Source organism: Streptomyces decoyicus, assembly GCF_019880305.1.
GTDB lineage: Bacteria > Actinomycetota > Actinomycetes > Streptomycetales > Streptomycetaceae > Streptomyces > Streptomyces decoyicus.
Window position 1 is genome coordinate 8,124,735 of record NZ_CP082301.1, and the last position, 18,505, is coordinate 8,143,239.

General features: G+C 70.5%; 14 protein-coding genes. 7 read left to right on the top strand and 7 right to left on the bottom strand.

Annotation, left to right across the window (positions count from 1 at the left end; genetic code table 11):
• Positions 1-91: 91 nt before the first annotated feature.
• The gene (locus K7C20_RS35505; protein WP_030079030.1) at positions 92-1,240 is read right to left on the bottom strand and encodes a serine hydrolase domain-containing protein; all 1,149 of its coding nucleotides are present in this window, start codon (positions 1,238-1,240) and stop codon (positions 92-94) included.
• A gap of 231 nt (positions 1,241-1,471) precedes the next feature.
• The gene (locus tag K7C20_RS35510) at positions 1,472-2,650 is read right to left on the bottom strand and encodes an FAD-dependent oxidoreductase (protein ID WP_048829131.1); all 1,179 of its coding nucleotides are present in this window, start codon (positions 2,648-2,650) and stop codon (positions 1,472-1,474) included.
• 280 nt (positions 2,651-2,930) lie between these two features.
• Between K7C20_RS35510 and K7C20_RS35515 the strand changes: the two genes are divergently transcribed.
• From K7C20_RS35515 to K7C20_RS35525, 3 genes are all read left to right on the top strand, one after another.
• Entirely contained in the window at positions 2,931-3,536 is a 606-nt protein-coding gene (locus K7C20_RS35515; RefSeq protein ID WP_030079025.1) for a TetR/AcrR family transcriptional regulator, read from the top strand.
• Positions 3,537-3,746: 210 nt separating this feature from the next.
• Positions 3,747-4,310 carry a GNAT family N-acetyltransferase gene (locus K7C20_RS35520; protein ID WP_030079023.1) on the top strand — a complete coding sequence of 188 codons (564 nt, stop codon included), beginning with the start codon at positions 3,747-3,749 and terminating at the stop codon, positions 4,308-4,310.
• Positions 4,311-4,540: 230 nt separating this feature from the next.
• Positions 4,541-5,056 carry a hypothetical protein gene (locus tag K7C20_RS35525; RefSeq protein WP_030079021.1) on the top strand — a complete coding sequence of 172 codons (516 nt, stop codon included), beginning with the start codon at positions 4,541-4,543 and terminating at the stop codon, positions 5,054-5,056.
• Between the two features lie 55 nt (positions 5,057-5,111).
• Here the strand turns inward: K7C20_RS35525 and K7C20_RS35530 are convergent, their stop codons facing one another.
• The 5 genes from K7C20_RS35530 to K7C20_RS35550 form a co-directional block, all read right to left on the bottom strand.
• A complete protein-coding gene (locus tag K7C20_RS35530) occupies positions 5,112-5,771 on the bottom strand; it encodes a hypothetical protein (RefSeq protein ID WP_053209593.1) in 660 nt (219 codons plus the stop codon).
• A 144-nt stretch (positions 5,772-5,915) separates the two neighbouring features.
• Complete coding sequence (locus K7C20_RS35535) at positions 5,916-7,436, bottom strand: cysteine desulfurase (RefSeq protein ID WP_048829129.1); 1,521 nt, start codon at positions 7,434-7,436, stop codon at positions 5,916-5,918.
• Positions 7,423-8,805 carry a family 2B encapsulin nanocompartment shell protein gene (locus K7C20_RS35540; RefSeq protein WP_053209594.1) on the bottom strand — a complete coding sequence of 461 codons (1,383 nt, stop codon included), beginning with the start codon at positions 8,803-8,805 and terminating at the stop codon, positions 7,423-7,425. Before K7C20_RS35540 ends, K7C20_RS35535 begins: the two co-directional genes overlap by 14 nt.
• Before the next feature lie 383 nt (positions 8,806-9,188).
• Entirely contained in the window at positions 9,189-11,021 is a 1,833-nt protein-coding gene (locus K7C20_RS35545) for a HEAT repeat domain-containing protein (protein ID WP_107083439.1), read from the bottom strand.
• A gap of 148 nt (positions 11,022-11,169) precedes the next feature.
• Entirely contained in the window at positions 11,170-11,550 is a 381-nt protein-coding gene (locus K7C20_RS35550) for a peptidase inhibitor family I36 protein (RefSeq protein ID WP_030079011.1), read from the bottom strand.
• A gap of 703 nt (positions 11,551-12,253) precedes the next feature.
• Between K7C20_RS35550 and putP the strand changes: the two genes are divergently transcribed.
• The 4 genes from putP (at position 12,254) to K7C20_RS35570 (ending at position 18,342) form a co-directional block, all read left to right on the top strand.
• Positions 12,254-13,753, top strand: coding sequence for a sodium/proline symporter PutP (gene putP, locus K7C20_RS35555; RefSeq protein ID WP_048829144.1), 1,500 nt, complete (start codon positions 12,254-12,256; stop codon positions 13,751-13,753).
• 411 nt (positions 13,754-14,164) lie between these two features.
• Positions 14,165-14,638 (top strand): hypothetical protein, encoded by a 474-nt coding sequence (locus K7C20_RS35560; RefSeq protein WP_245171413.1) that lies wholly within the window; start codon positions 14,165-14,167, stop codon positions 14,636-14,638.
• Positions 14,635-15,948: a sensor histidine kinase gene (locus tag K7C20_RS35565; protein WP_053209596.1), complete on the top strand. Its 1,314-nt coding sequence runs from the start codon at positions 14,635-14,637 to the stop codon at positions 15,946-15,948. Before K7C20_RS35560 ends, K7C20_RS35565 begins: the two co-directional genes overlap by 4 nt.
• 327 nt (positions 15,949-16,275) lie before the next feature.
• On the top strand, positions 16,276-18,342 hold the full coding sequence (locus K7C20_RS35570) for a SpoIIE family protein phosphatase (protein ID WP_030087165.1): 2,067 nt from the start codon (positions 16,276-16,278) through the stop codon (positions 18,340-18,342).
• The last annotated feature ends 163 nt before the right edge of the window (positions 18,343-18,505 follow it).

Sequence of the window (18,505 nt, forward strand, 5' to 3'; positions counted from 1 at the left end):
ACCACTCCTCACCGACTTCCCGGCACACGGCGCCTTTCCCCGGCCTCAGTCCCCAGCCCTCAGCCCCAGCTCCAGCCCCCAGCCTTCTGCTTCAGTCCTCCGCCGCGTACCGCCAGAATTCCCGCATCAGCGCGGGCGGGGTCGGTCCGGTCAGTTCCAGCTGGGTGAGCAGGATGGTGACCGCGCCGGTGGACGGGGTGAGGTGCGCTGCGGTTCCGGTGCCGCCGATCCAGCCGTAGCGTCCCGGCACGTTCCAGGGCTCGATGGCCTCGACGTCCACCGAGCCACCGAAGCCCCAGCCCTGGCCCTCCAGGAACACCCTGCCCGCGTCGCGCTGGGCAGGGGTCAGCTGATCGGTGGTCATCTGCCGTACCGATGTCGGTGACAGCAGCCGGCGGCCGTCGACGGTCCCGTCGGCGAGCAGCATCCGGGCGAAGGCGTGCCAGTCGTCGACGGTCGAGACCAGCCCGCCGGCGCCGGACGGGAACGCCGGTCGGCTGCTCCACTGCCCCTCGGGGGCGTCGACCAGTTCGACCCCGCCCGCCTGATCGAGCCGGTAGTAGCCGGTGAACCGGTTGAGCTTGCCGGCCGGGACCTCGAATCCGGTGTCGCCCATGCCCAGCGGCTCGAACAGCCGCTCCGCCAGGAACTCGGGCAACGGCCGGCCGGAGACCCGGGCGATCAGCACCCCCTGGATGTCCGAGGAGGTGTTGTACAGCCAGCCGTCGCCCGGCTGGTGCAGCAGCGGAATGCGGGACAGCGCCGCCATCCATGCGTCCGGCGCCGGGACGAGCTGCGGTTGCGGCGGGCCTTGTTTGAGATCGCTGAACAACCGTCCGACCGCCGGCAGCGAGAAGTCCGAGGGGAAGCCGTATCCGGCGCGAGAAGTGAGCAGATCGAGCACGGTGATCGGTCTGACGGCCGGGACCACTTCGTCGACCGGACCGTCCGGTGAGCGGACGACAGTCGGTGACGCCAATTCCGGCAGCCACTTCCCGACCGGGTCGTCCAGTGTGATCCGGCCGTCCTCGACCAGCATCATGACCGCCGCGGCGACGACGGGTTTGGTGAGCGAAGCGATCCGGAAGATCGAATCCCGGGCCATCGGGGAGGTGCCGTCGACGTCGGCCGACCCGACGGCCTGCACCTCGGCCCGGTCGCCGTGAGCCACCAAGGTCACCGCGCCGGGCACCGGCCCGTCGCTGATATGCGTCGTGAGGATGTCGTGCAGGTTGGTCATCAGTCCACCTTCGTGCGTGTGCGGTCCGAGGCAAGACTCCCGCCCCGGCGCGGATTCATCGGGCGGAAGACACCGAATCCGACCCGTTCGGCCGACGCTCATCGACGGGACCCGGCCCCGTCAGCTCGTCTTCCCTGCGCCGGCCAGGCGGCCGACGCACTCCCGGGGCCTTCGTGACCTCTGGACTCCCGCCAACGGGCATGGGGGCGGCGCCTTGTCGGCCGACAGGGCTCAACTGGTGTGAGCGGGGCCCGAGTCAAGGAGGTCCTTGGCCGGCCAGATGGGGTCGGGGAAGACGGCGTGGTCGGCGTCGGCGTCGGTGTCGGGCATGAGGGTGGCGAGCATCTGCTGGGCCGTCTTGGCGTTGTCGTCGGCACGGGGGAGCATGACGCTTTCGTAGGCGTCGAGGGCCTCGTCGAGCGTGGGGTGGTCGACGACGGCTCGGGCGAGTTCGGCACCGTCGAGCAGGGCGAGGTTGGCACCGACGCCGATGGGCGGCATCAGGTGGGCGGCGTCGCCGAGCAGGGTGATGCCGGGGACACGCCGCCACGTGTGGGGAGCGGGAAGGACGAACATGGGCCGGTTGATGAAACCGCCCTCGTTGTCGCGCAGGATGGCCAGCAGGCCCTCGTCCCAGCCCTGGTACTGGGCGAGGAGACGGGCGCGCACGGCTTCGGTGTCGGCGAGGTCGAGGCCGGAGTGCCAGTCCTGGGGGCCGCGGAAGTTGATGTAGGCGCGGACATGTCCGTTGCTGTTGCGCTGGAGCACCAGGCCGCGGCGGCCCGCCTTGGCCGACATGGTGCCGCGACCGACCAGGTGGGCGATGCCCGGATGACGGTGGTCGACGTCATCGAAGTGGGCTTCCACCAACGTGACACCGGAGTAGGCGGGTTGGGCGTCGGAGAGCGCGGGGCGTACCCGGGACCAGGCGCCGTCGGCGCCGATGACCAGGTCGAAGTCCTCCACGGTGTCGTCATGGTGGTGCAGGCGGGCGATGCCGTGGGACAGCGGGGTGACAGCCCCTACGGAGTGGCCCCAGCGGACCGTGCCGGGGGCGAGGGAGTCCAGCAGCAGGGTGCGCAGCTGGCCGCGGTCGATCTCGGGCCTGCTCAGATCGTCCTCGTCGGCCTGGTCGTGGCGTATCAGGGTCGCGTGGCGATCGTAGAGGCGCCACTCCTGGCTCTCGGGCCGGGACAGGGCGAGGAACTGGTCGAACAGTCCGGCTGCGCGCAGGGCGAACTGGCCGGTGTCTTCGTGGATGTCGAGGGTGCCGCCCTGCGAGCGGGAGTCGGGGCCGGACTCGTGCTCGAAGACCGTAACCGGCACGCCGTGCTGCTCCAGGACGCGCGCGCAGACGAGGCCGCCCAGGCCGGCGCCGACGATCGCGATGCGAGGAGTGGTGGTGGACATAAGGGTCACGCTCCGTTCTATGGATCAGGCAAGTACTGGTGTCTTGTGGTGCTGCCCTGGTGATGGGGCGCGGCGGGGCGGTCGGCGTGCAGCGCCGGTTCGTCTGCGGCGCGTTGTGCGGGAGCAGGCCGCAGCGACAGCGCAACAGGCAGGAGGGGCAGGGGCATCGGCCGGCCGCTCACCCGCCAACAGAAACACAGCAACCCCAAAAGAACAACTGCTCCGACTTTCTATCTGATCGCCTTTACGATCGAATCTCCCCAGGGGGTAAGGTGGGGGCATGGCGGAGACGACGACAGGGCGCCGCGAGCGCAAGAAGGCCCAGACCAGGCAGGCCCTGGCGGATGCCGCACTGCGGCTGTTCAGCGAACGCGGCTTCGACGACGTCGGTGTGCGCGAGGTGGCGGAGGCGGCCGATGTCTCGCTGAGCACGCTCTTCAAGCACTTCCCCAGTAAGGAAGCCCTCGTCTTCGACCTGGACGCGGACGTGGAGAGCGCCTTGGTCGCCGCCGTTCGCGACCGAGCCCCCGGTCAGCCCGTGCTGCACGCCCTGCGCGACCACATGGTGCACACCCGAACCGTCGTGCGGACCGACGACCCCACTTTCGTCCTCGTCGAATCCACCCCCGCGCTGCGGGACTACGCCCGGCGCATGTGGTCGCGCCACGAGAAGACCCTGGCCGCCACCCTCGCCGAGGCCACCGGGCTTGCCCCGGACGCCCCCGCCGTCACCGGCCTGGCACGCTTCGCCCTGGAAGCCCCCGGCATCGCCCGCGCAAGCGAAGACCCGGCCCGGACCATGCGCGATCTGTTCGCCCTGCTGGAACACGGCTGGGCCACCACCCCCCTGGCGCGGCAGGAAGGCCACCCCGGCCAGGGCGGGTGACCGCGACCGGATGCCGCAGCCGCATCGGCCCGGCTCGGCACCAGGCCGTCCGAAGGCAGCAGGAAAGGCGGCAGGGAGGGGCGGGGAGGGGTGGGGTGGCGACGCAGGCCCTGTGGGACGATTCCGCGTGCGGCGTCGGGCGAAGGTAGGGCAGCTCGTGCCGCAGGCAAGCAGGCAGGCTGACGTAGCGGTGTGCACGGGGGTAATTCGGTGTTTGCGATCTCGCTGGGTGATGACGGTGCCGAGCTGCGGCCGCTGGAGCCGCGGCATGCCGAGGAGTACCTCGCCCATATCGACCGGGGGCGTGAGTACATCGGCCAATACATTGCGCTGTCGGACCGCGCCACCGATCTCGCGTCCGCCACGGCGTTCTTGCAGTCGTACGCGGACAAGGCCGCTGCCGACAGCGGTCGTCTCTACGGCATCTGGACGGACGGTGTGCTCGTCGGCGGTGTGCTGTTCCGGACGTTCGACGCCGCGTCCGGCAACTGCGAGGTCGGTTGCTGGCTGGAGGAGGCGGCTGTCGGGCGCGGGTTGATCACGCGCGCGATCCGGGTGCTCATCGATTGGGCGGTCGAGGAACGTGGGATGCACCGGGTGGAGTGGATCGCGGCCTCCTCCAACACCGCGAGCATCAACGTCGCCAAGCGGCTCGGCATGGTGCGGGACGGGGTGCTGAGGGAGAGCAATCCGTACCGCGGTGTACGCCATGACATGGAGGTCTGGTCGGTCCTGGCCCAGGAGTGGCGCGAGCGGCGCGCATCCGGCCGGTGACCGCTGCCGGCCCGAGCCCGGCAGGTTCGGGGCCGGTGATCACCCGTACGTCGTGGCCGAGGCCGAGCGCTGCCGCAGCGGAGGACCACCGCGGTGACTTGTGCGAAACACCCCTCCAACGGGCCCCTGATGCGGAATCATATAACCAAGACGCCTCGCCTCGTCTCAGCCATGAGAGGTGACGTGGCATCAGCAGGGTGCCCCAACGGGCGCCAAACAGGGGGAATTTCATGAGGAACGTAGAGCGGACACTGCTCGCCGGAGCGTTGACCGGAGCGCTGGCCTTGACCTTGGGGGCGGGAACCGCGGGTGCTTCGGCGCCCGCCGACGGGGGACCCGGCACCGCGACCGGTGCCACCACCTTCCAGACGGTGAATGCCCGCAGCGGTGACGTGATCACCTGCAAGCTCACCACCCACCTCCCGCACTACTCCCACCACGCCCACGCCGACAACCGGCACATGGTGAACGTCACCGCCGACATCAAGTGCACCAAGGGCGTCGCGCGGCTCGCCCTCCGTGTCGGCCTGTACAAGAACGGAAGCCTGTACAAGCAGAGCGGGACCAAGGCCAATGCCGGAAAGAACAAGGTCAGCCAGAACGCCGCGCGCCGCTGCGTCAAGAGGCAGAAGTACACCGGGTCCGCCGTCGGCGTGGTCACCTTCCCGCCCGGGTACACCCCGCACACCAAGCAGGTGAAGCACACCAGCGCCACGGTCCGTATCAACGCCTGCAAGAAGCGCTGACCGGACTTCACACCGAAGGCACCGACCCTTCCGCGGCAGGCGCTCGACGAACGGCTCAGCCGATCCGGTCGTCGAGCGCCACCGGGAACACTTCGAAGAGTGGTTCGCCCGCCAATCGCTCCGCCAGGCGGGCGGACCCGCCGAGGTAAGTGGAGTCGAGGTCCACGTCCGTGGCGACGCACCAGGCCCGGTCCTGCGGCCACCACAGGTTCGGCGCCTGCGGAAAGAAGACCCCCGCACTCCGGTCTCCCAGAGCCATGGCCGCTTCGATCGGCCCCTCGTACAACGCGTAGGCGCGTCCGCTCAACTGCACCCGTGGCCCCTCGTCATGGAGCCAGCCCCACCCTTCCCAGAGCCCGAAGAGGCACTGCCGCGGGGTGCTGGTCTCCGTCGCCAGCAGGGTGCACAGAGCCGCCAGCAGATGCTCGGGCAGCGAACCCTGCCACGGTGGCTCGTCCCCGGGGCCGGCCACGTCCTCGAAGCGCGCCAGAGGGCGCAGCGTGCGGCCGGACCGCTGGGCGACCTCCGCCCACCGTTCGAACCGGCCGTCCGCCGGCTCGCTGGGGTGCAGCAGCCGCACATACGCCTCGAACCCGGCCGGCAGCAGGGCCTGCACACCACTGTCGAACCCGCCGACCCCGTCCTCGATCCAGCGGGCGGCCGACAGCTCATCGACCCGGTGCGGCGGCCGGGCCTCGTCTCGTGACCACGTCATGACTTTCGCTCCCCCTCATCCCTGGCAGGTGCTCAGTATGACCCGGGGCGATGCCACCGGCTGAGTTATCCACAGCGCCATTTTCCGGCGTCGGCGCTGCCGACCGGATGGGTCCCGGTCGGCAGCGCCGGACGGACAGCGGGGTCAGGCGGCCTGTTGTAGTCGGTGCAGCGAGGCCACCAGCTTGTCCACCTCCTCGGATGTGTTGTACAGCGCGAGCGAGGCTCGGGCCGCGCTCTCCAGGCCGTAGTGGGCCAGCGCCGGTTGGGCACAGTGGTGGCCGGCCCGGATGGCGATGCCGTCGCGGTCCAGCCAGTCGGCGATCGTTGACGGGTCGTGGCCCGCGAGGGTGAAGGTGAGTACGGCGATCCTGTCGGGCGCGGAGCCCAGCAGTTCAAGTCCGGGGACCGTGGCCAGGGCTTGTTGTGCGTAGGCCATCAGCGAGGTCTCGTAGGCGGCGATGGCGTCCCGGTCGAAGGAGGTCAGCCAGTTGAGCGCGGACAGCAGTCCGACCACCCCGGAGATGTGCCCCGTACCGGCCTCCAGGAGGTGAGGCACGGGGGCATAGGTGGTCCCGGTGAAGTCGACCGACTCGATCATGTTGCCGCCGCCCTGCCACGGCGCCATGTTCCGCATGACCTCCGGCTTCGCGTACAAGGCGCCGATGCCCGTCGGGGCGAACAGCTTGTGGCCGGAGAACACATAGAAGTCGGCGTCCAGGTCCTGCACATCGACAGGGAAGTGCGCCACCGCCTGTGCCCCGTCCACCAGCACCTTGGCACCGTAGCGATGGGCGAGTGCGGTCATCTCGCGCACCGGCGGCACGGTGCCGAGCACATTCGACGCCTGGCTGACCGCCACGAGCTGGGTGCGCATGGAGAGCAGATCGGCGTACGCGTCGAGGTCGATCTGCCCGTCCGGTTGCAGTGGTACGGGTACCACCCGGGCCCGGGTCTCCTTGGCGATCAACTGCCAGGGGACGATGTTCGAATGGTGCTCCAGTACAGGCACCAGGATGTCGTCCCCCGGACCGAGGTTGGCCCGCCCCCAGGTCTGGGCGACCAGGTTGATCCCCTCGGTGGTGCCGCGTACGAAGACGATGTCGTCCGGTGACGCCGCGCCCAGGAACCGGGCGACCGCCGCCCGGCCCGCTTCGTACGCCTCCGTGGCTTCCCGGGCCATGGTGTGCGCACCACGGTGGATGTTGGAGTTGGCGGATCCGTAGAAGCCGGCCAGTGTCTCGATCACCTGGCGGGGCTTCTGTGTGGTGGCCCCGTTGTCCAGCCAGACCAGCGGGTGTCCGTTCACGGTCCGGTGCAGGATCGGGAAGTCCCGGCGCGCCAACTCGGGTGAGAAGGCTGCGGGCTGCCCGGGGAGGCCAATGGACTCTGTAGTTACGGGAGTTGATTGTGCGGAGGGGATGGCGGGCTGTACGGGGTGGGCGGCGGACGGGGCGGCCGGGTCGGCGGTGACCGGGCCCGTGACCGGGGGCGTGAGGGAGTCCGTGACCGGGGCCGTGGACGGGGCTGTGCCCGTGACCGTGCTCGTGGCCAGTGCCGCAGCCAGTGCCGTCACCGGATCGGCGGACGTCAGGCCGCCGGACAGAGCGTCCGGAGCCGGGGCCGCGCTCGGCCACAGACTCCGGGGCACGTCAGGAGTAGTCATGGTAGTTGGAGACCTCGACGTTCTGGAGCACGGCCAGCGCGTCCTCCACCAGCACCGCGGTGTTGAAGTACGCCGTCATCAGGTACGACGTGATGCCCTTCGGGTCGACGCCCATGTTCCGCATCGACAGGCCGGGTTCCACCTCGTCCTCCACCTTCGCGGGACGCAGGCCCACCACGCCCTGCTCGGCCTCGCCCGTGCGCATCAGCAGGATCTCGGTGGTGCCGATGCCCGCACTGCCGGAGAACCGCACCTTGTCGGAGGGGAGCAGCGGGACGCCACGCCAGGTCAGCAGCGGGCTGCCGAACCGGTTGTCGATGATCGGGGGCACCCCCCGGCGCGTACACTCCCGCCCGAACGCGGCAATGGCCCTGGGGTGGGCGAGGAAGTACCCGGGCTGCTTCCAGACCCGGGTCAGCAGCTCGTCCAGATCGTCGGGGGTCGGGGAACCGGTGCGCGCCTGCACCCGCTGGCCTGGGGCCACGTTGTTGAAGAGACCGAATTCCGGGTGGTTGAGCAGCGCGGCCTCCTGCCGCTCGCGCAGCGCGTGCACGGTCAGGTTGGACTGGGCGCGGGTCTGGTCGATGGGCCCGTTGTAGAGGTCCGAGACCCGGGTGTGCACCCGCAGCACGGTCTGGGCCAGGGTCATGTGGTACTCGCGGGGTGTGTCCTCGTAGTCGACGAACGTCCTGGGGAGTTCGGGTTCGCCGACATGCCCGGCGCTGAGATCGACCGGTACCTCGGCTCCCGGCGAGACCCCGTCCGACGCGATGTAGGCATCCATCGCTTCCTGCACTGTCGCATCGCGGTCACACAGCCCGGCGAGCACGCTGCGTTCGACGCACAGTGCCACGCCGGGGGTGAGCGCCCTGACGCGGTAGGGCAGGGGCTCGGAACGGGTCCAGGCGCCGAGATCGAAGAACTGGCCGTCGCCGATCACTTCGAGCACGGCGTCCTCGCCGTAGCGGCCGCTCACCCGCTTCTCGGCGCGGCCCTGGGCGATCACCCACAGCTGGTCGTGCGAGTCACCGTCCTGGGCCAGCATTTCGCCGGCCTCGAAGGTGACTTCGGTGAAGGAGCCCGCCAGTTCGGAGAGCAGTGCGTCGTCGGCGTCCCTGAGGTACGGCAGCTCCCGCAGGTCTCCCGCCACGACGCGGGGCGAACCGCCGTCGGAGTGGGTGCTGATCCGGTCGTCGCCGAGGACGTAGGTGCGGCGGCGGTTGACGCGGAAGACACCCGACTCGACGTCCACCCAGGGCAGGGCGCGGAGCAGATAGCGCGGGGTGATGCCGCGCATCTGCGGGCTGGTCTTGGTTGTGGTCGCGAGCTGCCGTGCGGCATCCGGGCTGAGACTGGTCTGGTCGTTCACAGGACCCCTCCTCGTCGACAGGCATGCAGGACGGCCGGCGCACGGCCGAACGACACGCGGAACCCTGATCGTCTTGTCGAAGCCCGTTCGCCCGCAACCAACCGTTTGCCGGTGTTAGGCCTGAAATGCTTGCCACACGAAATTCGCAATTACGTATGAATGTGCTAATACTTGCCATTGCGACGCCGCTACCATGCGTGCACATTCCGGAAGCTCGTCGCGTCAAGGTCTCGGGCCCTGGCGCCCGCCCCTCCGGGCATCCGATATGCGACGTGATTTACCCTCATAAGGGCGCTTGGCGATTCCTAAAGGATGGCTTATGCGTGGGGAGTTGGCGACCCGTCAGCACCGCGCAAAGCGCCTCCGCGACCTCGCGCTCCGCCTCACGCTTTCGTGCCGGATGCGCCGGGCGACGTGCGCTCGATGCGTCTCAGGGCGTCTCGGGCGCGGGCAGCGGCGGGACCTTCGGCGGTGGCGTAACCGTGGAGAACGGGCACGGCGGCGGAGGCGTCACCGGTGATCTCCCACAGTGCGGAAGCCGCTGCCACCCGCAGTTCGCCGGCCTCGGTCGCGGTGTCGCGCAGACGGGAGAGGGCGGGGGAGGCGGACAGGGCTCGCGGGCCCAACTCGCCCAGCCAGGCACAGGCGTTGGTGTCGAATCGCCAGCCACGCCGTCCTGCGACCCGGCCGGGGCGGTCACGGCGCGCCAGGACGTTCAGCAACAGGGGCACTACCTCGTCGTCCGATGACTCGCCCGGGCCCATCAGGGTGCGGATGGCGGCAAGCCCGAGTTCGAGGTCTGCCGTGCGGGCGAGCCGACGCAGAGTGGACAGTGCGGCCGCGTCGGACAGCCCCCACTTGCGCAGGAACGTGCAGGCGGCCGAAGCCGCTTCGAGCACGTCGAACTCGGGTGAATCGGTGGCGTCGATGCGGCGGCTCAGTCCCTCCAGAGTGGTGACGACCTGGGGGAGGGCCGGGGCGCCCCCGGGCCACGCGGAGGTACCGGTCAGCAGCGAGCAGACCTCGGCGGCCGGGAGGTCGTGGCCGAGCCGCGCCCGGATGTGCGGCCACAGATGGTCGGCCAGCTCCGCCGTTGCCCGCAGCAGTCCGGCGTGCACGGTGCCCTGCCGGATCCTGTGCTGTATCGGGGGGATGCACCGGGGGTCGCCGCGCCGGGCGAGCACGCCCAGGGCCCTCTCGAACACGTCGGAGTCGGCATCGGCATCGGCGTTGGAGCCGGCGATGGGGCGGGAGCCGGACGCGGCGCCGGTGCCCGAGCCGGCGATGGAGCCGGGGTCGGGGTCTTGCAGGATTCTGGCCAGGGCTTCGGTGTAGGTGCGGTGTGCGGGGAGATGGTGGGTGTTGACGGCCGCTCGCCGCACCCGCGGGTCGGGGTGCCCGAGCAGGGATGCGACAGCCGGCGCGTGGTCCGCAAAGGCGTCGCGGTCCTGCTGGAACAGTCGGTCCGCGGCCTCGACCAGCACGGGTGCCGCAGAGGCGTCGAGGCGGCCGTCCCACAGACCGGGCAGCATCCGGGTCAGCCAGCGGGAGCGCAGCCCGGGTGTCGGGGTGAGCCAGGAATCGACGGCGTCCACGGAGCCGTACGCCGCCGGGCGGCCGCACCATTCCGGGTCGCACCATGCCAGTTCCGCGAGCGCCTCACCGGCCTCGCCGCCGCACAGCGTGAGGGCCTCCAGCGCCTCGTCGATCACCTCGGCGTCGGTCTCCGCGACCGGGGGCAGGAGCAGGCCGAGGGCGGCTCCCAGCGCGTCGGCCGGTTCGCCTTGCAGCCGGCGCCGCAGGTGGTCGCGCACTTCCGGGTGACCGCAGTGCAGGCCCAGGGCGAAGAGCAGCCCGAGCCTGACCGGGGCATCGGGGTCACTCTCACTGTGTGCCAGGAGCGCGCGGGCCACCTCCTCGGCGGGCGCGTACGCGTAGGCGAACACCACGGACAGGATGCGTCGCACCGCGGTGTCCGGGTGGGAGAGCCGCGCCAGAAGCGCGGGGAGCCCCGCGGTGAGGGTTCTGGACAGTTCTTCCGCCCACTCACCGACGAGCCCAAAACCCTCCGCGTCGTCCGGTATCCCGAGGTCGGCCATCAGCGCCTCGAGTGCGGCACCACTGCGGCGGCCCGGTTCGTCGAGCTCGACATCGAAGTCCCGGTAGACAACCGTCTGCCAGGCAAACGCGACGTGCGGGTCACCCATGGAGCTCATGCGCGCACCCTAGCCGTCCGGATGGACGGCAGCAGGTCATGACGTAGGACCCATGGATGAAGCCCGCACTGCCGGGGCCGACTCGCGGCGCCGGCTCGCTCCGGTCCGGTTCTGGTCGGCGCCGGTCCGGCCCCGGCTCAGGTTCCTCCTACTGCGGCTTGAAGGAACGGATCTGGTAACTGCCCTGGAGGTTGCCGCCGGCACCGGCGGGGGTGGACCCGACGCGTGCGTGGTAGTTGGTCTGTGTGTAGTACTGCACCCGATGCCTGGTGCTGTTCCAGACGGAGCGCACATTCTGTCCCCGCTGGATGAAGGAGCAGTTGTCGGCGGTGTTCGCCTTGCTGGGCTGTGACCACTGGCAACGGGTGCCCCCGCCGTTCCAGTCGCTGTAGATGCAGAAGTATCCGGAGGTGCAGCTGAAGGCCGCCGCGCGGGCGGATTCCGTAGGTGTCGCGGACGCGGTGGGCACGGTCGCCAAGGCGGCGGCCAGAGCAGCTGCGGCGACGGCGAACGAGCGGATGCGGCGCATGGTGGAACTCCTTTTCCTCGTGAGACGGCCGGAGGGGCGGGGCCGCTCCGGATCGGCTGGGAAGGATCACGCACGAGCAGGAAAGCGACGCCTGGCCGGCGCCACTCGGCGGCCGGCTGCGAAGCGTCACCAGTATGGTTCGCGGCCGTGATGCCCACTCAGGGCATTTCTGGCCTCACCAAGGGCTGTTGGAGCGCGGCGGCGTAGGTCCCCGGCGTACGCCGCACGCACCACCACTCACGCGGAGAGCACCACGACGCGGCCCGCCACAACATTCACCACCCCGGCCCGTCCCGCTCGCCCGCAGCCCCCGGTGGCGGCATTCCGGACCACAACTCCCCTGAAGCAAGCGGGCCATGGATCACGGTCGGTTCGGTATCACGGGCCGGCCTCGCGGCGTCCGCCGTGAGCCGGAAGCCGCTCGTGTCTCGCATCGCGGACGTCATGGCAGCTGAAGGTATTGCCTGTTGTGGGGGACGGCGTCCGGTATGGCCCTGGCCCCGGCCCGGCCTCGGCGCTGTGGCGCCTTTGATTGCAAGGGGCATCCGTGCAAAGGGGTGCCGCTCCCGGTGGGGGATCCGTATTGTCAGCTCGCGCCGGAGCCTTCCCTTCCGGGATTCCTGGTGGGATCCCCCACGGCCCGCGCGATACCTGGCAGTGTCTGCACCGAGGAGCAGTGGTGACACCCCTGATCGTACCGGTCATGATCATATTCGGCATATTCCTGCTCGCCATGGTGATTGTGGGCATCTGGACGTATCAGGAGACCTTGACGTTCTCCGACTTCGCTCTCGGTGGGCGTCGGCTGAGTGCGCCGCTGGCCGCGCTGTCCGCGGGGGCCAGCGATATGTCCGGCTGGCTGTTCCTGGGACTGCCAGGGGCCGTGTACGCGGCGGGGATCGGCGCCTCGTGGATCGCCGTCGGCCTGGCCGTCGGCACCTACCTCAACTGGCGGCTGGTCGCGCCGCGTCTGCGTACGTACACCGAGCTGGCAGGCGACGCCAAGACGCTCTCGGCGTACCTGGAGGAGCGGTTCGAGGACGGCAGCAGGATGCTGCGCCTGGTCTCGGCGACCGTCACCGTCGTGTTCTTCACCGTCTACGTGGCCAGCGGTCTCCTGGCCGGGGGAGTGCTGTTCGAGGGGATCTTCGGGGGCGGCTTCGAGTTCGCGCTCACCGTCTTCGCCGTGGTGATCGTCGTCTACACCGTGCTGGGCGGCTTCCGCGCGGTGAGTGTGACGCACTCGGTGCAGGCCACGCTGATGTTCTGCGCGGCCGTGGCCCTCCCCGTGATCGGCATCGGACTGCTCGGGGGATTCGGCGCGATGCACGAGGTGCTCGCCGACCAGACTCCGGCCCTGCTCGACATGGGAGCCAAGGCCCACTTCGACGGTGCCCGGTGGACGTCCGGTGAGCCGCTCGGAACGGTGGCCGTGATCTCCCTGCTCGCCTGGGGGCTGGGCTACTTCGGCCAGCCGCACATCCTGGCCCGCTTCATGAGTATCCGCAGCACCCGCGAGATCCCGCTGGCCCGCCGTATCGGTGTGGGCTGGGTGGTCGTCTGTCTGGCCGGCGCCTCGCTCGTGGGACTGGTGGGGATCGCGGCGCTCGACCAGCCGCTGGAGAACCCGGAGACCGTCTTCATCGAACTCTGCGCCCAGCTGGTCAACCCCTGGATCGCGGGCATCCTGCTGGTCGCCGTGCTGGCCGCGATCAAGTCCACCGCGGACAGCCAGCTGTTGGTCTCGGCGATGGCCCTCACCGAGGACTTCTACCGGGCGTTCGTCAAGCGGCGGGCCTCGGATGCGGCAATGGTGCTGGCGGCTCGTGTGACGGTCGTGGTCGTCGCGCTGGTGGCCTACGCCATCGCGCTCAGCGGCGGCGCCGTACTGGACATCGTCGCGTACGCCTGGGCGGGCTTCGGCGCCGCCTTCGGCCCGGTCATCCTGCTGTCGCTCTACTGGCCGCGCATGACGCGGGCCGGGGCGATGGCCGGCATCGTGACGGGGGCGGTCACCGTCGTCATGTGGAAGCAGATCGACCCGCTCCTCGGGCCGCTCCAGTCGGGCATCTACGAGATGGTGCCGGGCGTGCTCGCCGCCACCGTGGCGGCGGTGCTCTTCGGGAAGTTCGTCGGCCACCCTCCGCGCCGCACCTGGTCGGGCCCCATGGAGAGGAAGGCCACCGCGGTGCCGGTCGGCTGAGCCCGCGGTCGGCACGGCCGGCCGGCGGGCGCGGAGCCGCGCCGGCCGGGGCGGAGGGCCGGCCGCTGCGACTGCTCGTTCCGTCGCCGACCGCGGGGTGCGGCTCCGGGTGCAGGGCGCATTATGATCCGAAGAGGCTCAGCCCGTACCACGACTGGAAAAGATGTGCCTCTCCACCGTTCCTTGTCGCCCCCCGGGTTCGTACGGGTGGCGTCGTCCGCTCTTGCAGCGACGGGCATGGTCGCGCTGTTGAGCAGCTGTGCGGGGAAGGGGAACGGAGAGCCGCAGAGCGCCGGCCACACTCCGGCCGCCTCCGCCCCGGTGCGGCTGTGGCCCGAGCGGAAGCCCGCGCCGCAACCCGAGACCGGGGCGGGGGAAAACCTTCCCGCGGCCGTTCCCGGGGTGCCCCGCGTGCCGTCCGGGGACATCCGCAAGGCGAAGCTGCTCACTGTCGTCAAGGCGCAGGTAGCCGCCGGTTCCGCCCTGGGCGGCGGGCCGCAGTTCGACTCCGGCACCACGAGGAAGATCGACGCATGCGCCGCCGAGCCGGCGCACTGTCCGGTACGGAAACCCCAGTACCGCGACCTCACGGGCGACGGGAAGGACGAACTGATCGTCGGCATCGAGGCGCCGGACAAATCCCTGGCACTGTGGGTCTTCACGCTCGACCACGGAGTGGTCACCCGGATCATGGACGCCGGCGCGACTCCGCTGTCCGTGGAGGTCGCGAACGGCGATCTGATCCTTCGGGAGCCCACGGGCACGCCCGGGTACGACACCCGCACGGTCTATGCGTGGGACACCCGGACGCAGACCATGGCTCTGCGGTCAATGGAGTTCGATCAAGCGGACTCCGCCACTCCCGCCCCTGAGCGCACACGGTGAGCGTCGGCCGGCCGCGGACGCGGCTGCACCTCCCCGCCTGGACGGCGACCCTCTACTGGAAGTTCGCCGTCTTCGTCCTCGTCATGTGCTGCGTCCTCGCCACGGTGGTCGGTGTCCTGGTGCACGTCCTGGTCGGCAGGCAGACCGAGAGCCAGGCCCGCACCGCGGCCCTGTCCGAGCTGGACTCCGCCGCGGACGCGTACGTCGCCGGGGAACCCCTCGGGCGCAACGCCGCGGTGAACCCCGCGGACCTCCCCGCCTCGCTCCGCTCCATGGCACTACGGGGCGAGCGCGGCACACAGCTCGCCGACCACAAGGGCCGTCCGGCGATGTGGGCCGTCGCCCCCGCCGACGGCAAGGCGCTGGCCGTCCACATCGACTACACCCAGCGAGACGCCGCGATCCGCGGGCTGGACCGGTCCATCGTCGGCTCCTCGGCCTTTGCGATCGGCCTCACCCTCGTCGTCGGGCTGTTCGCCGTCTCCCGTATTACCCGTCGGTTGCAGCACACCGCCCAGGTGGCCCGCAGAATCAGCACCGGTGATCTCGACGCCCGGGTGGACGATCCCCGTGTCCTGCGACCCGCATATGCCCAGGACGAGGCCGCCGCGGTGGCGGCCGCACTCGACGCGATGGCCGCCACACTGCAGAGCAAGCTGCACAGCGAGCAGCGTTTCACCGCCGATGTGGCCCATGAGCTGCGCACCCCGCTCACCGGGCTGCACGTGGCGGCAGAGCTGCTGCCGCCCGGCCGCCCGACCGAGATGGTGCAGGACCGCATCCGGACCATGAGCCGGCTGACCGAGGATCTGCTGGAGATCTCCCGCCTCGATGCGGAAGTGGAGCAGGCAGACATCGAGGTGCACCAACTGGGACCGCTGGCCGAGCGTGCGGTGCTGGCCACCGGGCTGGAGGCCGAGGTCCGCATCACACGGGACGCCCGGGTGGAGACCGACCAGCGCCGGCTCCAGCGCGTGCTGGGGAACCTCGTCTCCAACGCCCACCGGCACGGCCGGCCGTCGGTGGTCCTGACCGTCGACGGCCCCGTCATCACCGTGCGGGACCACGGGGACGGCTACCCCGGCCAGCTTCTCGACCACGGCCCCCAGCGCTTCCGCAGCCAGTCCGGCAGCGGCCGCAAGACCGGCCACGGTCTCGGGCTGACCATCGCCGTGGGACAGGCCCGTGTCCTCGGTGCCACGCTGCGGTTCTCGAACGCGCCGGACGGCGGAGCCGTCGCGGAACTCGTCCTCTCGCCGCCGGGCCCCGGGCCGCGGCTCCCCCAGCCTGCGGGGGACGGCGATGCCTGAGGGCTGTCCCGTAATCCCTGGCGGGCGCACGACGACAGCTACGGCACCTCGCCGCGTTGTCGGAACATCCGGATACACCCAGTATCCGGACGTCCCTCCGCCTTGCGATGCACCGCATCTGACGCCGTGCGCTGATCCACCAGGGATTACGGGACAGCCCTTAGAAAACGGCGTCATTCGCCCGCTCGGCCCGGGTGCCCGTGGCGCACGGGCGCGGTCGGCCGTCGGAGTGTCCACGCCTGAGCGACAAGCGCAGAATGAAGAGAGCCGCCCTGCCGTCCGGCGGGCGGACCGGCCACTTTGCGCGGCGGGTGGAAGGGAAAGCCGGTGCCATCAGATCGGCCGAGCGACGAGAAGGCCCGTGGTCCGCTCTGGTCCGAGCCCGGATCACTGCTGGAACATGTGGCCGTCGCCGTGTTCGGCATCGATGACGCCAACCGGATCTGCTACTGGGGCCCTGGCGCCCAGGAACTCTTCGGCTACCACGCCGCGCAGGCGCTGGCGAAGCCCGGCGCCCTCCTCCTGCCGGGACCGCCGGGGGGAGGCCCCGACGCATGCACCCGCATGGCAGAGCGGGGCCGGACCCTGGGGTACTGGCGTGGCCGTCTGCACGCCACGCATCAGGACGGCACGGTCTTCGACTGCGGGTTCCGTGTCTTCCCGGTGACCGGCGTCGCCGGACGTTCGGTGGTCATGGCCCTGGCGAGCCGTGGCGACGAGCTGGACCGGGTGAAGACCAACCTCGCCTTCCTCGACTCCCTCTTCGAGACCTGCCCCATAGGCCTGGCCATGTTCGACGAGGAGCTGCGTTACCTCCACCTCAATCAGGCGCTCGCCGATATGAACGGGCTCCCCATCGAGGAGCACCTCGGGCGGCGCCTCGCCGAGATCATGATCACCTCGGACGGCGGTGAGTACGAGCGCATGCTGCGTGCAGTCGTCGCGGAGGGCAGGCCGGTGGCGGGGGTGCGGGTGGGGATGCGCACCCGGGGCCACCCGGACCGGGACAGGGTTTTGTCGGTGAGCTTCTTCCCGCTCACCCAGGCCGTGGGCACGCGCCAGGGAGTGGGCGGTCTGCTGGTGGACGTGACCGACCGGGAGCAGGCCATCGTGGAGGCAACCGCCACCCGTCAGCGGCTGGCGCTGCTGGACCGGGCGTCCGCCCGGATCGGCACCACCTTGGATGTGAAGGTCACGGCCCAGGAGCTGGTCGAAGCCGCGGTTCCGGACTTCGCCGACGCAGCCGTCGTGGAACTCGTGGAGTGGATGGACGAGAGCACGGCGTTCGACCCGGCCCTGCCGGTGAACACCCGCCGAATCGCCTCCGGCACCGTCCTGCCCCCTCCCGCGACGGAGGTGGTGAGCGGGCTGGAAACCGTGCACTACGCGCCGGGCTCCGCCATCCACCGGATGCTGCGGACCGGCCGCCCGATCTGCGTACCGGTGAACCAGGAGTTCATGGTCGGGACCGTGCTCAACGACGCGCGCGCCCGGTTGCTGGCCGACAGCGGCCTGGACTGCCTCCTCCTCGCCCCGCTCATCGCCCGGGGCACGGTTCAGGGCATCGCCGTATTCGGCCGTTCCGCTGCCAGACCGACCTTCACGGAGGAGGACCTCAGCCTGGCCGGCGAGCTCGCTTCCCGGGCGGCGCTGTGCCTGGACAACGCGCGGCTGTACAGCCGGGAGAGAAACATCGCGCTCACGCTCCAACGGGCCCTGCTCCCCAGCTCTCTGGTGACCGGCCCGTACATGGACATCGCGCACCGCTACCTCCCCGGCAGCCGCGTCACCGAGGTCGGCGGCGACTGGTACGACGTGATCCCGCTGCCCGGCCACCGAGTTGCCGTGGTCGTCGGTGACGTGATGGGGCACGGTGTGTCGGCCGCCGCGGCCATGGGCAGGCTGCGGATCGCTGCCAAGGCGCTGGCCCGGCACGACCAGGAACCGGACGAGCTGCTCACCGAACTCGACCAGTGCGCCGACGAGGCCGGCATCGAACTCGCCACCTGCCTCTACATCCGCTACGACCCCACCACCGGCCGCACCCGGATCGCCAGCGCCGGCCACCCTCCGCCCCTCGTCCTCCGCCCGGACGGCCGGACCCAGCTCATCGACGAAGTGCTGGGGGTCCCGCTCGGCGTCGGTGGCTGTCCCTTCCGAACGACGGAGATCGAGCTGCCCGACGCCGCCACCCTCGTCCTGTATACCGACGGTCTCATCGAGGCACGGGGCCACGACATCGACGAGGGGCTGAACGCACTCCGTACGGAACTGGGCCGGCCGGTGGACTCCTTGGAGGCCATGGCAGACGGCATCCTCGCGCGCCTCGTACCGCGCTCCCCGAGCGACGACACGGTCCTGCTGCTCGCCCGGGTGCACCGTATGCAGCGGTGACGGCGCGCGGCGACAGCAAGCCGGAACCGGCCAGATCCCGGACCACCCACGCGACTCCTGACAGCCCACGCTGACCTCGCCGGTGCTCGTGCGGCAGGCCCCGGCGCCGGCTGCTGTCCGCCCCGGCGCCTACTGCCGCCCGCCCCGCGCTCCGCGTCGAGGG